Source organism: Kineococcus gurbantunggutensis (assembly GCF_050871925.1).
In the GTDB taxonomy this organism is placed as follows: domain Bacteria; phylum Actinomycetota; class Actinomycetes; order Actinomycetales; family Kineococcaceae; genus Kineococcus.
Genome location: NZ_JBJLSG010000122.1, coordinates 1 through 15,121 on the forward strand (window position 1 = coordinate 1; position 15,121 = coordinate 15,121).

General features: G+C 78.0%; 11 protein-coding genes. 5 read left to right on the top strand and 6 right to left on the bottom strand.

Going from position 1 to position 15,121, the window contains the following annotated elements; genetic code table 11:
• The first annotated feature begins 99 nt into the window (after positions 1–99).
• Positions 100–1,410: a glycosyltransferase family 2 protein gene (locus tag ACRYR7_RS18745; protein ID WP_432573631.1), complete on the top strand. Its 1,311-nt coding sequence runs from the start codon at positions 100–102 to the stop codon at positions 1,408–1,410.
• Positions 1,411–1,527: 117 nt separating this feature from the next.
• Here ACRYR7_RS18745 and ACRYR7_RS18750 read toward each other — a convergent pair whose 3' ends face one another.
• Genes ACRYR7_RS18750 through ACRYR7_RS18760 form a run of 3 tightly spaced genes read right to left on the bottom strand, consistent with a single transcriptional unit; the run spans position 1,528 to position 5,722 of the window.
• Positions 1,528–1,743, bottom strand: a complete 216-nt coding sequence (locus tag ACRYR7_RS18750; RefSeq protein WP_432573632.1) for a hypothetical protein — start codon at positions 1,741–1,743, stop codon at positions 1,528–1,530.
• Positions 1,740–4,055 (bottom strand): serine/threonine protein kinase, encoded by a 2,316-nt coding sequence (locus ACRYR7_RS18755; protein ID WP_432573633.1) that lies wholly within the window; start codon positions 4,053–4,055, stop codon positions 1,740–1,742. The genes ACRYR7_RS18750 and ACRYR7_RS18755 overlap by 4 nt, the downstream gene beginning before the upstream one ends.
• Positions 4,052–5,722 carry a lipopolysaccharide biosynthesis protein gene (locus ACRYR7_RS18760; protein ID WP_432573634.1) on the bottom strand — a complete coding sequence of 557 codons (1,671 nt, stop codon included), beginning with the start codon at positions 5,720–5,722 and terminating at the stop codon, positions 4,052–4,054. The genes ACRYR7_RS18755 and ACRYR7_RS18760 overlap by 4 nt, the downstream gene beginning before the upstream one ends.
• 204 nt (positions 5,723–5,926) lie before the next feature.
• Here ACRYR7_RS18760 and ACRYR7_RS18765 point away from each other — a divergent pair, with 204 nt between their 5' ends.
• The gene (locus ACRYR7_RS18765; protein ID WP_432573635.1) at positions 5,927–6,895 is read left to right on the top strand and encodes a beta-1,6-N-acetylglucosaminyltransferase; all 969 of its coding nucleotides are present in this window, start codon (positions 5,927–5,929) and stop codon (positions 6,893–6,895) included.
• Here ACRYR7_RS18765 and ACRYR7_RS18770 read toward each other — a convergent pair.
• A complete protein-coding gene (locus tag ACRYR7_RS18770; protein WP_432573636.1) occupies positions 6,871–7,746 on the bottom strand; it encodes a glycoside hydrolase family 16 protein in 876 nt (291 codons plus the stop codon). The genes ACRYR7_RS18765 and ACRYR7_RS18770 overlap by 25 nt on opposite strands.
• Entirely contained in the window at positions 7,743–8,954 is a 1,212-nt protein-coding gene (locus tag ACRYR7_RS18775) for a glycoside hydrolase family 16 protein (protein ID WP_432573637.1), read from the bottom strand. Before ACRYR7_RS18775 ends, ACRYR7_RS18770 begins: the two co-directional genes overlap by 4 nt.
• Before the next feature lie 211 nt (positions 8,955–9,165).
• On the opposite strand from ACRYR7_RS18775, the gene ACRYR7_RS18780 reads away from it, so the two are divergent.
• From ACRYR7_RS18780 to ACRYR7_RS18790, 3 genes are all read left to right on the top strand, one after another.
• Positions 9,166–10,329 (top strand): nucleotide disphospho-sugar-binding domain-containing protein, encoded by a 1,164-nt coding sequence (locus ACRYR7_RS18780; RefSeq protein WP_432573638.1) that lies wholly within the window; start codon positions 9,166–9,168, stop codon positions 10,327–10,329.
• Positions 10,330–10,459: 130 nt separating this feature from the next.
• The gene (locus ACRYR7_RS18785) at positions 10,460–12,493 is read left to right on the top strand and encodes a glycoside hydrolase family 3 protein (protein WP_432573639.1); all 2,034 of its coding nucleotides are present in this window, start codon (positions 10,460–10,462) and stop codon (positions 12,491–12,493) included.
• Between the two features lie 142 nt (positions 12,494–12,635).
• Positions 12,636–14,396 carry an ABC transporter ATP-binding protein gene (locus tag ACRYR7_RS18790; protein ID WP_432573640.1) on the top strand — a complete coding sequence of 587 codons (1,761 nt, stop codon included), beginning with the start codon at positions 12,636–12,638 and terminating at the stop codon, positions 14,394–14,396.
• On the opposite strand, the gene ACRYR7_RS18795 is transcribed toward ACRYR7_RS18790, so the two are convergent.
• Positions 14,363–15,121, bottom strand: a 759-nt coding sequence (locus ACRYR7_RS18795; protein ID WP_432573641.1) for a 4'-phosphopantetheinyl transferase family protein, incomplete at its 5' end; no start/stop codon positions are given. The genes ACRYR7_RS18790 and ACRYR7_RS18795 overlap by 34 nt on opposite strands.

Genomic DNA, 15,121 nt, shown 5'->3' on the forward strand with positions numbered 1-15,121 from the left:
CGCCCGGCCCGCACGCGACCCCGCACCGCCGCGCGCCCCCGCCCCCACGGGGCGCCGCCGCGCCCGCGCCGGCGCCGGCGCTGGCGGGGGTGGGCGGCCGTGGCTGAGGCGACGCCGGCGGAGCGGGTCCTGGAGCTGCCGGTGTGGTGCGGCGAGCTGGACGTGGCGGAGGTGCCGGCGCAGCTGCCCCGGCCCACCCGCGGCGCGCGCTCGTACCGCCTGCTGGTGCGCGAGCACGGCGAACCGCTCGGCTACGTGCAGGGGGCGCTGGAGGCGGGAACCTCCGTGGAGGAGCTGTTCCGGCGGGTGCGCGCGGAACTGCCGCCCCCGGCGCCCGCGGCGGCGGCCGAGCGGCTGCGCGACGTCGCCCAGGCGCGGCGGGTGACGGTCGCGGTGTGCACCCGGGAGCGGCCCGAGGACCTGCGGGGGTGCCTGGAGCGGCTGCGGGCGGTGCGGTACCGGCCGCTGGAGGTCCTCGTGGTGGACAACGCCCCGGCGGGCACCGCGACGCGCGACGTCGTGGCCCGCGCGGCGGAGCAGGACGCGCGGGTGCGCTACGTGGTGGAACCGCGCCCGGGGCTCTCGCGCGCGCGCAACCGCGCCCTGGCCGAGGCGACGGGCGAGGTGCTGGCCTTCACCGACGACGACGTGCACGTGGACCCCTGGTGGGTGCACGGCCTGGTGCGCGGCTTCGACCGCCGCGCCGACGTGGGGTGCGTGACCGGGCTGGTGGCCACCGCCGGGATCGGCACGGCCCCGGAGGCGTACTTCGACCGCCGGGTGCCGTGGGCGGACGTGCGCCCGCACCGGCTGTACGACCTGGCCGGGCAGCGCCTGCAGGACCCGATGTACCCGTACGCCGCCGGGGTGTTCGGCACGGGGGCGAACTTCGCGCTGGACACCGCGCTGATGCGGGACCTGGGGGGTTTCGACGAGGCCCTGGGGGCGGGTTCGCCCAGCCGCGGCGGGGAGGACCTGGACGCGTTCGTGCGGGTGCTGCAGGCCGGGCGCGCGATCTCCCACGAACCGGCCGCGGTGGTGTGGCACCACCACCGCGCCGACGTCGAGGGCCTGCGCCGGCAGATGTACGGCTACGGCTCGGGGCTGACGGCGTTCTACGCCAAGCACCTGCTGGACCCGCGCACCCGCGCCGGTTTCCTGCGCAGCGCCCCGCACGGCGCCGCGCGCCTGGCGCGGGTGGGCAGCGCCTCGCGCAGCGCGGCCTCGGGCAGCGCGGCCTCGGGCAGCTCCGCCGCCGGGGCCCTGCCGGCCGGTGCGTCCGGGGGCGCGTCCCCGGGCGCGGCCGGGGACGACGCGGTGCGCGCGCGCGACCTGCTGGTGCGCGAACTGGCCGGCATGGCGGTGGGCCCGCTGCTGTACGCGGCGGGCCGCTGGCGCGGCGGCCGCTGAGGCGGCGGGCGCCGCGACCCGGTCACCACGGCCCGGTCACCACGGACCCCGGCGCGCGGGACCCCACCACGGGGTCCGGCGCGCCGGGGTCCTCGCGCGTGGCGAGCGGGGTGCTCCTCAGAGCACCAGGGCGTCGGCGAAGCGCACCAGCACGGAGACGGCGGCGGCCGCGGTGAGCACCAGCGCCGCCCGGCTGCACCGTCGCACCGCCGGCCGCGCGCCGGTGCCCCCGAGCACCGAGCCGCTCTGGCGCAGCGCGTCCGCGGCGACGGCGCAGCACACGGCGGCCACCAGCAGGGCGACGCCGAGCCAGCCGGACAGGGCGGCGATCACGGCGCCACCCCCTCGGCCGGCGCGGGTGCGGCGGGTGCGGGCGCCGGCGCGACGGGTGCGGCGGGCGCCGGTGCCGCGGGTTCCGCGGGTGCAGCGGCTGCCGGTGCGGCGGGCGCCGCGACCGGCTCGGTGCGCTCCAGCAGCCACGCGGTGGGGGTGCGCAGCAGCACGACGTACCCGGCCGAAGCGCTCCAGCGCTCGGCGAGCTCCCACACCCAGCCGGCGTCGCGATGCTGCAGGAGCCGGCCGTAGCGGTCCTGCGTGGAGGTGACCATCAGGAACCGCGGCGGCCCCTGCGGCACGCACTGCGCCGTGGGCCCGTCCGCGCAGGTGTCGGCGTCCAGGTAGTCGACGCCGACGTCGGTGATGCGCAGGTAGGGCGTCAGCCCGCTGCCGCCGGGCAGCCCGACGGTGTCGCCGGGGCGGGCCAGCTCGTACACGCGCGAGGCGGCCAGCGCCTGACCGGGCGGGGTGCGCTCGAAGGAGACGTTCAGGCCGCGGTCGAAGACCAGCACCAGGCACGCGGCCAGCAGCAGCGGCACCAGCGCCAGCGGTGCGGGCACCCGCCGCGCGGCGGCGCCCGCGCGCCCGCGCACCCGGTGGCGCGCCGCCGCCAGCGCCCGGCGCAGGGCGACCGCGGCCAGCGGGGCCAGCACGGGCGAGGCGTACAGGAAGCAGCGGATGAGGACCTCGCCGCCGTAGCTCTGCACCAGCAGCAGGCCGAACGGCGCGGCGGCGATCCCGGCCAGCAGCAGCGCCACGCGGCGCCGGCGCAGCACCAGCAGCCCCAGCCCGCCCAGCCCGAACAGCGCCGCGGAGGAGGCCACGCGCACGAGCTGAGCGCGCTGGTAGGTGGGGTCGCCGGTCAGGCGCTGGCCCACGCCGGCGTCCAGGGAGGCGCCGGGGCGGCCGATGTCGCCGACCACCGTCTGCAGGTGGCCCAGCCAGTAGTCCGTGGCGCCGTGGGCGAACCAGCCGGCCAGGGTCACGCCGGTGACCAGCCACAGCAGCCGCGCGCGCGTCAGGCCCACCAGGGCCGCGACGGCGAGCTGGGCGGTCAGGGCGACCGGGGTGAGCTGGTGGCCCACGGTGATGCCCAGCACGATCAGGGTCACCAGCAGCCAGGCGCGGCGCAGGGTGGCCGGCGACTCCCCCACCGGCACGCCGGGCACGCGGCGCACGGCCTGCGCGGCGCGGGCGAGCACGGTGCCGGAGGTGCGCGGCACCGGGGCCGCGTCGAGCAGGCGCAGCACGGTGGCCAGCACCGCGACGTAGCCGACGAACGCGATCGCCTGGGGGGCGAAGTAGTCCTGCTGGTACCAGTTCGCCAGCAGGTGGCAGAACACCCCGACCCACGCCCAGCGCACCGAGCGGGTGACGGTGCGGGCGATCGTGAACAGCCCCGGCAGGGCCAGGGCGGTGTGGAACACCGGCGCGGCGACGAGGAACGCGCGCGCGTCGGGCACCCCTGCCAGCTCCACGAGCTGGGCGGCCGCGGCGAAGAACCCCGGCCAGCTGAACCGGGCGTCGACGCCGCCGGGGACGGTGCCGGTCAGGGTGATCTGCTCGGCGAAGCCCACGTGCACCCAGGCGACGGGCGGGTTGCCGTACCCGTCGGCCACGGCGGCGGTCGTGTACGCCGCGGCCGCCAGCAGCAGGGCGGCGGCGGTGAGCACCGGCGCGTCCGGGCGCGGTCGCGTCAGCGCCCAGGCGGTGACGGCGCACAGCACGGCCAGGGCGGCGAGCACGCGCCAGCCCACGACGGGCAGCAGCCCCAGGGCGCCGGCCTCGTCGAGGCGCACGTGCCGCGTGCCGGACCACCACAGCGCCGCCGCGAGGAGCAGGGCGCCCGCGGCCGCGGCCCGGTGGGCGAGCGGGCCGGGCGCCGTCGCGGTCCGGGCGGGGGCGCGCACCGGGCGCGCGCGCCAGGCGGCGGGGACGGCGGCCAGCGCGACCGCGGAGGCGACCCAGGCCGAGGCCACCGGGGCCCACCAGCCGCCCGCGATCGCGACGGTGCCGGCCAGCACCGCCCACAGCGGGCCGGCGGCGAGGGCCAGCGCCGCCGTCAGGCCGCGGTCGCGCAGGCCGACGGCCAGGGCCAGGGGCACCCCCGGCACGCACACCGTGAAGAGCACCGCGAGCAGCGCCCGGCCGGGCAGCGCCAGGTCCAGGGTCGCGGCCAGCGGCACCGCGAGGGCCAGGGCGCAGGTGGCGGCCAGGGCGAGCGCGCGCGGGGGCACGGGGCCGCGGCGGGCGGCGCGGTGGCGGGCGGCCGGCGAGGCCCCCCGCTCCAGCTCGCGCAGCGCGCTCACGCGCCGTCCCTCGCGCGGCGCAGCCGGTGCAGGCACCAGGGCAGGCAGGCCAGCGCCACGGCGAAGCGGGCGGCGTCCAGGGCGGTGCCCGCCGGCAGGACGACCAGCACCAGGGCGGCGGCGCTGACGGCCGCGGCCTCCAGCAGGACCCGCGGCGGGGTGCCCGGCCACGGCCCGGGACGGGCCCGCAGCGCCAGGCGCTGCGCCACGGCCTGCACGCCGTAGGCGATCGCGGTGGCGGCGGCGGAGCCGGCGATGCCGGCCACGGGCACCAGCACCAGGTTCAGGGCGATGTTCAGCAGCGCGGCCAGCGCGGTGCACAGGGCCAGGGGGCGGGTGCGGCGCTCGGTGACCAGGACCCGGCCGGTGGCCGTGGCGGCGGCCACGGGGTACGCGCTCAGGGCCACCAGCACCACCACGACCAGCAGCTCGCGGGGCCGGAAGGAGGCCGGCGCGGCCACGACGAGGGCGACGGGCGCGGCCAGCGCCACGCCCAGCAGGGTCGGGGTGAGCAGGCGGTAGACGCTGTCGCGGGTGCCGGCGATCAGCCGCCGGCGCAGCGCGGTGTCCTGGACCTCCGCGAAGCGCGGCAGCCAGGAGTTGCCGGCGACGACGATGAGCTGCACGGCGAGGAACCCCACGGTGTAGGCGACCTGGTAGCGGCCCAGCTCGGCGGGGCCGGCCAGGCGCTGCACGACGACGCGGTCGCCGGCGTTGAGCAGGAACACGGAGATCGAGCTGAGCATCAGCGGGGCGCCGAAGGCGAGCGCGGGGCGCAGCACGCGCGGGGCGAGGGCGCCGCGCCAGCGGGGCCGGGTCAGGCGCCAGCCGATGAGCGCGGCGAGCAGGTCCGCGCCGAGCAGGCCCCAGGCGTAGGTGCTCGCCCCGCCGCCCAGCAGCAGGACGGCACCGAGGCCGGCGACCTGGCCGCCGACGGCGGCCAGGACGCTGACGACGGTGAAGGCGCGCAGGCGGTCCGCGGCCAGCAGCAGGCCCAGCGCGACCATGACGCCGGCCGAGGGCACCGTCCACCACACGGTGGTCGCCACGATGCCCGGCGCGGCGACGGCGTCCGGCGCGAAGCCGAACAGCGGCGCCCACCAGGCGGCGGTGGCCCACAGCACGGCGGTGACGCCGGCGGCGAGCAGGACGGCGGCGCCGGCCAGGGCCCGCGCGCGCCCGTCGTGGCCGTCCTCGGCGCGCTGGAGCACGACGGCCTGGTCCAGGCCGACGAGGGCGAGCACGACGAGGAGCTGGTGCAGGGCGATGGCCGCGGCCAGCACGCCGACCTGGGCGGGGTCGTCGAGCACGTGGGCCAGCACGGGCGCCACGAGGGCGCCGGTGGCGAGCTGGACGGCGGCGACGACGGCGTACAGCAGGCTGCGCCCGAACAACCCGGACGGCGCGGCGCCGCCGCCGGTCGCGGCACCGCCCGTCGCCGCGGCGGCGGGCGCGTCGGCGGGCTCCACGGCGCGGCGGCGCCGGGGCGCCGCGTGCCGGGCGCGCGCACGGCCGGCGGGCTCCACCCGGGCCGGGCGCTCCGGGCGCTCCCGGGGTCCGGCGTCGCCGGAGGCCCGGTGGCGCGCCCCGGGCACGCGGCCCGTCACCGCCGCGCCGGCACCCGCCTCCCCCGTCGTCACCGTCCTCGAACCCGTCCCCGCTTCCACGGGCCCCATCCGAGCAGAGGGGCGCGCCGGCCCGCAGCGGCGCGCGCTGGCAGATCCCCGCCGGGATGGTCCGCGCGGCGGCGACGGCGCGCCCCGCGCGCCGTACGGTCGCTGCGGTGCGGACCCCGCGGCTCCCCCGCTCGCGGGCGCGCGAGCCGCTGCGGCGCACCGGGTCCGCTGCGGCGGAGGAGAGGAGCAGCGCCCGTGTCGCTGACCGCTGTCGTGCTGGCGCACCGCGACCCCGCGCAGGTGCGCCGCCTGATCGGCGCCCTCGAGGACGTCCCCGTCGTGCTGCACTGCGACGCCAAGGCCCCCGCGGACGTGGCGGGCCGGATGCTGGAGGGCTGGGGCGGGCGGGTGCGGGCGCAGCCGCGCACCTCGGCCGCGCTGGACAGCTGGTCGCTGGTGCGGGTGGAGCTGGACGCGCTGCGCAGCGCGCTGCGGTTCTCCTCGGCCGCGCACGTGGCCGTGCTCTCCGGCGCCGACCACCCGCTGCTGGGGGTCCAGGAGCTGCTGGAGGAGCTGCGCGCGTGGGAGGGCCGCTCCTGGCTGGTCAGCGCGCCGCTGCCGCACCGGCCGTGGGACACCCCGCGCAACCCGGACGGGGGGCGCTGGCGCACCGAGCACCGGTTCCTCACCCGCGGCGACGACGTGCTGTTCGTGCGCGGGGTGCCGCTGCGCCTGCCGTGGCGGCGCGCGCTGCCCCCGGGCCTGCGGGTGCGGGCGTCCTCGCAGTGGAAGGTGTACGCCCGCGAGGACGTGCAGCGGCTGCTGGGGGTGGTCGACGCGCGACCGGACCTGGTGCGGTTCTGGCGCAGCACGCTCGTGCCCGACGAGAGCTTCGCCGCCTCGGTGCTGGCCTCGCCGGCGCTGACGGGTTCGCCGGCGCTGCCGGACTGCCACGCCTCGGCGTGGTTCCAGCGCTGGCCGGCGGCCGGGTCGCACCACCCGGCGGTGCTGACCGAGCAGGACTTCCCCGCCCTGGCCGCCGCCCGCGCCGCCGAGCCGGCGCGGCCGTCCGCGCTGCTGCACCCGCCGGCGCACCCGCCGCGGCCGTGGTTCGCGCGCAAGCTCTCCAGCGGCGCCAGCGGCGACCTCGCCGAGCGGATCGACGCCGGGCTGCGCGCCGGCGGGTCCGCGCTGGCCGCTCAGCCGGCGCCGGGACCGCGGTAGCTCCAGGCGGCGACCCAGTCGACCTGCACGTGACCGCTGGCACCGGGTGCGGGTTCCTCCCCCGGCGTGGTGCTGGTCTCCGTCTGCAGGACCCAGTGCATGGACTCGTCGGGGACCTTCGTGGTGGACACCCCGACCTGCTGCCCGTCGAGCAGGAAGCGCACCTCGCCCGGGCGCCACTCGATCACCGCGGTGCGCCAGCGGCCGAAGTCCTGCCCGGTGGGGAACTGGTCCTGCGTGCCGGCGGGGTCGGCGTGGTGCATGAACGCGCTGAACGTGCCGTCGAGGTCGCCCTCGGGGAAGTTGACCTCCCCGCCCTCGGGCCACTCCTCGGAGTCCGGCCACAGCAGGAACGTCAGCTTAAAACCCGGGACGGGGTCGGCGCGGAAGCGGACCGCGTAGCGGCCGTAGAGCTGCCCGTAGGTCGGCAGCTGCGGCACGAGGGCGGCGGCCCGGGCCTCGCCGTCCTCGACGTGCAGGTGGTAGTCCAGGACCCCGTCGCGCACGGAGACCACCCGGTCGGGGCGGTAGGTGCCGCGGCCGGTGGTGTCGCGCCACCCCGCGGGGTAGGCGCCCCAGCGGCCGGAGTACCGCCGGCCGGGGAACTCCCCCAGCTCGACGTCGGTGCCGAACTCCTCGACGAACACCTGGCGCCAGTCGCCGGGTTCGTCGGGTTCGGGGATCGCCGCCCACCGGGCGGCGACGACCTCCCCGCCGACCAGCACGCTGACGACCGTGGCGGCCAGCGCCACCAGCCAGCGCCGGCCGCGGCGCTCGCGGCGCTCGCGCCGCTGCGCACGGGTGGGACGGCCCGCCGGGTCCTGGTTCGCACCCGGCGGGCCGGTCCTCATGCTGCGCGAGAGTACATCACCGCCCAGTCGACGAGGACGTGCGCGGAGGCGCCGGCGGCGGGGCCGGAACCGCTGGTCTCGGTCTGCAGCACCCACTGCATGGCCGCCGACGGCGACGTGCTCGACGTGCCCAGGTTCCTGCCGTCGAGGAGGAACGTCACCCCCGACGGGGTCCACTCGACGGTGGCGGTGTGCCACTCGGTGTACCGGGCGCCGGTGTCGGTGGCGAAGCAGTTGGCGGTCGGGTTGCCCACGCAGTGGTTGAAGGCGTGGATGGTGCCGTCCAGGCCGCCCTCGGGGAAGTCGATCTCGCCCTGGTTCCAGTCGTTGCTCTGCGGCCACAGCAGCCAGGCGGTCTTGTAGCCGGGCACCGGGTCCGCCTTGAAGCGCACCGAGTAGCGGCCGTACTTCTGGCTGAACCACTTGCCGTCGACGAGCGGCACCGGGGCGGCGACCAGGGGCACGCCGTTCTCGGTGCGCAGGTGCATGTCCAGGGCGCCGTCGTGCACGGACAGGACCTTCGCCGGGGCGTAGAGGCCGCGCTTGTCGGTGTCCTTGAAACCGTCGTAGCCGGTCCACCGGGTGCCGTACGCGGTGCCGGGGAAGGAACCGGTGGCGGCGGGGGTGGTGAAGTCCTCGGCGAACACCTGCTTCCAGCCGGGCAGGTCGCCCCGGGGCGCCGCGGTGGTGGCCAGCGCGCCCGTGGCGGGCGGGGCGGGGGTGGTGGTCGGCGGCGCGGTCGGCGGCGTGGTGGGGGCGACCACCACGGGCGGCTGGGTCACCGGGCGCGGGTTGGCGGGCACCGTGACGCCCGTGCCGCCGGTGCTGCCGGCACCCACCGTGAACGTCTTGTCGGTGCCGACCTTGTACCAGGTGCCGCCGGCCTGCAGGCAGGTGAAGTACGTGTAGGTGCCGGCCGCCAGCGTCCGGCTGGCGGTGACGGTGGTGGCCGCCGGGCTCAGCGCCACGTCCGAGCGCAGCGGGAAGTCGACGTTCTGCCCGGAGGCGCTGCGGGCGCACACCCCGACCTTCTGCACGGTCTCCCCCGGCGTGACCGACACCGCGGTCGTGGCGGTGGCGGTCGTGCCGGAGACGGTGACGCTGCTGGTGGCGGTGGCCTGCTGGCCCGCCGCCTGCGCCGGCACGGTGGCGGTCAGCGCCGCGGCGCCGAGCACGCCGACCGCGGCGACGACCTTCTTGATGTTCATCCTGCGAACTCCCCCGAGTTCCGTCCGGTGCGGCGCGCGGTCGCGCGCCGTGGGGAGTTGCTTCGGCACCTGCGGGGCGGACTTGAGCCCGTCGGCGGCACGCGCACCCTCGGCAGGTCCCTGACGGGGTGGCCCGCCGGGCGGGCCGGGCCCGGCCCGAACTGGTAACCCTGGGCCACGACACCAGACCCACCACGGACGGGAGCCCACCGTGCGCGTCCTGATCACCGCCCTGCCCGCCTTCGGCCACCTCTACCCGGTGATGCCGATCGCCGAGGCCCTCAGAGCGCGCGGCCACCGCGTCGTGCTCGCCACGGGCGCGCGGGCCGCGCACCGCCTGCAGCGGCAGGGCTGGGAGGTGCGCGAGCTGGGCGTGAGCACCGAGGAGGCCGCGCAGCAGGTGGTGCGCGGCGGGCTGGACTTCCGCCGCCTGGCCCCGCCGGAGCGCTGGCGCTTCGCGGTGGCGATGTTCGCCGGCGTGCTGGCCACGGCCGTGGCCGCGGAGCTGGCGCCGGTGCTGGGGTCGCTGGCCCCGGAGCTGGTGCTCTACGAGGAGATGGCGGCCGGCGCGGCGCTGGCCGCCGCCCGGGCGGGCCTGCCCGCGGTGCGCCACGGCATCGGCCCGCGGATGCCCGCGCCCATGCAGGAGGGCTTCACCGCCGAGCTGGAGCGCAGCTGGCGCGCCGGCGGGGGCGGGGAGGCGCCGGAGGACCTGGCGGGCCGGCTGCACCTGGACGTGTGGCCGGAGTCGGTGCCGCAGCCGCCGACGCCGCTGCCGCTGCGCACGGCCGCGCTGCGCCCGGCCGCGTGGAGCGAGCCGGGCCTGGAGCTGCCGGCGCTGCTGGCGGCGGGCCCGCGCCCGCGCCCGGTGGTGTACCTGACGCTGGGCACCGTCTCCACCCGCGAGGCGGGCACGCTGCGCACCGTGCTGGAGGGGCTGCGCGCGCTGGACGTGGACGTGCTGGCCTCGGTGGGCACCGACCTGGACCCCGCCGAGCTGGGCCCGGCGCACCCGCGCGTGCACCTGGCGGGCTTCGTGCCGGCGGACCGGGTGTTCGGGCGCGTGGACGCCGTGGTGCACCACGGCGGCAGCGGCACGTTCCTGGGGTCCCTGGCCGCCGGGGTGCCGCAGCTGGTGCTGCCGCAGCGCGCGCACGACCAGTTCCTCAACGCCCGCGCCGCGCAGGAGGGCGGCCTGGGCCTGGCGCTGGCGCCGCAGGAGGTCTCCGCGGACGCGGTGCGCGACGCGGTGGCGGACCTGCTGGGTGCGCCGGGCTACCGGGAGAGCTCGCGGCTGGCGGCCGGGCGGGTGGCCGCCATGCCGGCGCCGGACGAGGTCGCCGCGCGCCTGGAGGCGCTGGCGGCGCGGGGCTGAGGGTCGCCGCTCCCGGCGCGCGGGCGGCTGCAGGTTCCTGACAGGGGCCGGCGACCGCCCGCGCGACGCACAGCGGGTTCCTAGCATCGGCGCAGCGGCGAGGACGACTCGCCCCGTCGTAGGAGCTGTGATGACCGTTCGCAGGAGTTCCGCACGCGCCTTCGCCCTCGCCCTGCTGATCACCGGGACCTCCCTGGTCCAGCCGGTCGCCGCCGGGGCCGCTCCCCGCCAGGAGCGGCTGGAGACCCGGACCGCGCCGCTGCTGCGCGTCGGGGGGCTGCAGTTCAAGGACCTGGACCGCGACGGCGCGCTGGACCGGTACGAGGACTGGCGGCGCAAGCCCTCCCAGCGCGCCGCCGACCTGGTGTCGAGGATGACGCTCCAGGAGAAGGCCGCCACGATGGTGCACGGCACCGCCCCCACCCCGTGGGGCGGTCCCCCCGCGTACGACCTGGCAGCGGCGCGCCGCGTCGTGGCCGAGCTGGGGGTGACGAGCCTGCTGACCCGCCTGAGCGGGCCGGCCGACGTGCTGGCGACCCAGAACAACGCCCTGCAGGAGATCGCCGAGGGCGGCCGGCTGGGGATCCCGCTGACGATCAGCACCGACCCGCGCAACCACTTCCAGCACGTGGCGGGCGCCAGCGTGCCCGCCGGCTCGTTCTCGCAGTGGCCCGAGCCGCTCGGTCTCGGCGCCACCCGCGACGAGGGCCTGACCCGCCGGTTCGCCGACACCGCCCGCCAGGAGTACCGGGCGGTCGGCATCACGATGGCGCTGTCGCCGCAGGCGGACCTGGCCACCGAACCGCGCTGGTCGCGCATCAACGGCACCTTCGGCGAGGACGCCGCCGTGGTGGAGCGGCTGACGCGCGAGTACGTGCGCGGGTTCCAGCACGGCAAGGGCGTGGACCCCGAGGCCGTGCAGGCCGTCGTGAAGCACTGGGGCGGCTACGGCGCCGCGCAGGAGGGCTTCGACAGCCACAACCCCTACGGCAAGTACGCCACCTTCTCCGGCGACGCCTCGCTGCGCCGGCACCTGGACGCCTTCCGCGGCGCGTTCAGGACCGAGGTGGCCGGGGTGATGCCGACGTACTCGATCGTGCGCGGCGCCACCGCGGGCGGGAAGCCGCTGGAGCAGGTCGCCGCCGGGTACAACCGCCAGCTCACCACCGACCTGCTGCGCGGGGAGTACGGCTTCGGCGGCGTGGTGATCAGCGACTGGGGCATCACCGAGGACTGCGTGGACGCCTGCCTGAACGGCGCGCCGGCCGGCCAGCAGCCGAGCTTCACCGGTTTCGGCGCCCCCTGGGGCGTGGAGTCGCTGACCCGCGACCAGCGCTTCGTCAAGGGCGTGCAGGCCGGGATCGACCAGTTCGGCGGCACCGAGGACCCCTCGCCGATCGTGCGCGCCGTCGAGGGCGGTCGCCTGACGACGGCGCGCGTCGACGCGTCGGTGCTGCGGGTGCTGACGCAGCGGTTCGAGCAGGGCCTGTTCGAGGACCCGTACGTGGACCCCGCCGCCGCGGCCCGCACCGTGGGCAAGGCGGAGTTCCAGGCGGCGGCCACCGCCGCCCAGCAGCGCGCCAGCGTCCTGCTGACCAACGCGGCGGTGGCGGACGGGAAGCAGAAGGGCAAGGGCGAGAAGGGCAAGGGGAAGAAGGGGAGGCTGCTGCCGCTGGCGCAGGGCACGAGGGTGTACCTGCACGGCATCGCCCCGCAGGCCGCGCGGGCCGCCGGCCTGACGGTCGTGGCCACCCCCGAGGAGGCGGACGTGGGGGGCGCGCGCACCGCCACCCCGTTCGAGACGCTGCACCCGCAGTACGTCTTCGGCCGCATGCAGCACGAGGGCAACCTGGCCTTCGCGCCGGGCCAGCCCGACTTCGACGCCATCGCGGCGATCAGCGCGAAGGTGCCCACGGTCGTCTCCGTCTACGCCGACCGGCCCCCGGTGCTGACCCGGCTGCTGCCCGAGGCCGACGCCCTGATGCTGAACTTCGGCATCACCGACGAGGCGCTGATGGACCTCGTGCGCGGGCGGGCCGAGCCGCGCGGGAGCGCGCCGTTCGAGCTGCCCTCGTCGATGGCGGCGGTGCAGGCCCAACTGCCGGACCTGCCCGCCGACAGCGCCGCCCCGCTGTTCCGGATCGGCGCGGGCCTGCGCTACTGAGCACCGGCCGGGCGGCCCGGGGGCGCACCCCCGGGCCGCCCGCTCGTGCGGCCCGCCTCCCCCGCGGGCGCGGCGGGCGGTGGCCCGGCGCCACGCCGAGCAAGCGCTTTCCCTGACGGCCGGGCGGTGCGACGATGCCGGGGTGACCGCTCCCGCCGTGGACCGCCTGCTCGACGGGCAGCACCCCCTGCGCTCCGCCCTGCGGCTGCTGGGCGCCCACCGGCGCCGGGTCGCCGCCGCCGCGGGCTTCATGGCGGTCAAGGAGACGCCGCTGTGGCTCATGCCCGTGATCACCGGCCGGGTCATCGACGTCCTCGTCGCCGGAGGGCCGGTGCGCGAGCTGTGGCTGTGGACCGCCGTGGCCGTGCTGGCGCTGCTGCAGAACTACCCCAACATGGTCCAGTACACCAAGCGCTACATGGGGGCCGTGCGCACCGTCGGCGTCGACCTGCGCAACGCGCTGACGGACCGGCTGCAGAACCTCTCCATCGGCTTCCACACGCGCGTGAGCTCGGCCGTCGTGCAGACCAAGGTCGTGCGCGACGTGGAGAACGTCGAGCTGATGTTCCAGCAGATCGCCCACCCGCTGCTCTCGGCGCTCATGGTGGTCGTCGGCGCGGTCGTCGTGACGGCGATCGCGATCCCGCAGTTCCTGCCCGTGTACGCGCTGACCATCCCCGTGGCCGTCGGGCTGCGCCACGTGCTGGGCCTGCGCTCGCGCCGGCGCAACGAGGAGGTGCGCCGGGAGGTGGAGCGCTTCTCCGCCCGGGTGGGCGAGATGGCCACCCTCATGCCGATCACCCGCGCGCACGGGCTGGAGCGCACCGCCGCCGAGCGCGTGGCCGACGGCGCCCGCCACGTGCGCGACGCCGGGTTCCAGCTCGACCTGCTCAACGGGCGCTTCTCGGCCCTGTCCTGGGTGAGCATGCAGCTGCTGGGGGTGCTGTGCCTGGTGCTGGCCGCCTTCGCCTCCCTCAGCGGCGCGCTGGACATCAGCGCCGGCGAGGTGGTGCAGCTCTCCTCGTACTTCACGCTGCTGACCGGCGCGGTGACCAACCTGCTCATGCTGCTGCCGGTGGGCGCGCGCGGCCTGGAGTCGATCCGCTCGATCGCCGAGGTCCTGGAGGAGCCGGACCTGGAGGTCAACGAGGGCCGGCGCACCGTGGGCGCGGTGCGGGGCCACCTGCGCCTGGAGGCGGTCTCCTACCGCTACCCCGGCGCGGACGCCGGTGCCCTGCACGAGGTCACCCTCGAGGTGCTGCCCGGGCAGACGGTGGCGTTCGTGGGCCCGTCCGGCTCGGGCAAGTCCACGCTGCTGAACCTCGTCCTGGGCTTCGTGCGCCCCACCTCCGGCCGCGTGCTCGTCGACGGCGCCGACGCCGCGACGCTGGACCTGCGCAGCGTGCGGCGCCACGTCTCGGTCGTCCCGCAGGAACCGGTGCTCTTCGAGGGCTCCGTGCGCGAGAACGTCGCGTACGGGCTGACGGACGTGGACGACGAGCGGGTGCGCCGCGCGCTGGCCGACGCCAACGCCGCCGGGTTCGTCGACGCCCTGCCGCAGGGCTGGGACACCGTCGTCGGCGAGCGCGGCGCGCGGCTGTCCGGCGGGCAGCGCCAGCGCCTGGCCATCGCCCGCGCCCTCGTGCGCGACCCGCGGGTGCTGCTGCTGGACGAGGCGACCTCGGCGCTGGACCCGGAGGCGGAGTCGGCGGTGCAGGAGGCGCTGGGCCGCCTCATGCGCGGGCGCACCACCCTGGTCGTGGCGCACCGGCTGGCGACCGTGCGCGCGGCCGACCGGATCGTGGTCCTCGACGGCGGCCGGGTCGTGGAGAGCGGCAGCCGCGGGGAGCTGATCGCCTCCGGCGGGCGCTACGCGAGGCTGGAGGACGCGCAGCGGCTGTGAGGCACCAGCGGCTGCGCCGGGGCGGGCAGGGCCACCGCGGTGCCGGCGAGGTCGCCGCGCACGCCCCACCGGCCGGCGAGCTCGCCGACGGGGCCGGGCACCAGCACCCGGGCGGTGAACGCGCCGTCCGGGTGCAGCCGCACGCGGAAGCCCGAGAAGCCCGGCCAGCCGGCGTCCAGCGCCGACCACGCCTTGATGAGGGACTCCTTGGCGCTGAAGAGGACGCGGTCGGCGTGCACGCCCGGCACCGCCGCGGCCAGGGCGTCCAGGGCCTCGCGCTCGCCCGCGTCCGCCACGACGAGCGCCGGCACCCCCGCCGGCAGCGGCTCGTGCGGGGTGGCGTCCACGCCCAGGGCCAGCACGCGCGAGCGCCGCGCGACCGCGGCGGCGCGGTAGCCGGGGCAGTGCGTGATGCTGCCCACGACCCCCTCCGGCCACAGCGGCGCGCGCCGCGGGCCCGGCGGCAGGGCCGCCGGCGCCTCGCCCAGCAGGTGCAGCGCCGCCCGCGCGCACCAGCGGCCGGTGGCGAACTCCCGCCGGCGCTCCGGGCGGGAGTTGGCGACGGCCACCAGCTCCTGCGGCCACACCCGCGCCTCGGCGCCGGGCACGTCGCCGTCCACCTCCACCAGGTGCACCGGCTCGGGCAGCAGCGGGCGCAGCAGGTCCAGCGCGGTGGCCGTGGCGAGCAGGGGGCCCGGGCGCGGCGACCCCGTGCGGGGGTCGCC

Coding starts and splice junctions, on each gene's coding strand:
- ACRYR7_RS18770 (WP_432573636.1), bottom strand. CDS start 7,746: ATGAGGACCGGCCCGCCGGGTGCGAACCAGGACCCGGCGGGCCGTCCC.
- ACRYR7_RS18775 (WP_432573637.1), bottom strand. CDS start 8,954: ATGAACATCAAGAAGGTCGTCGCCGCGGTCGGCGTGCTCGGCGCCGCG.
- ACRYR7_RS18785 (WP_432573639.1), top strand. CDS start 10,460: ATGACCGTTCGCAGGAGTTCCGCACGCGCCTTCGCCCTCGCCCTGCTG.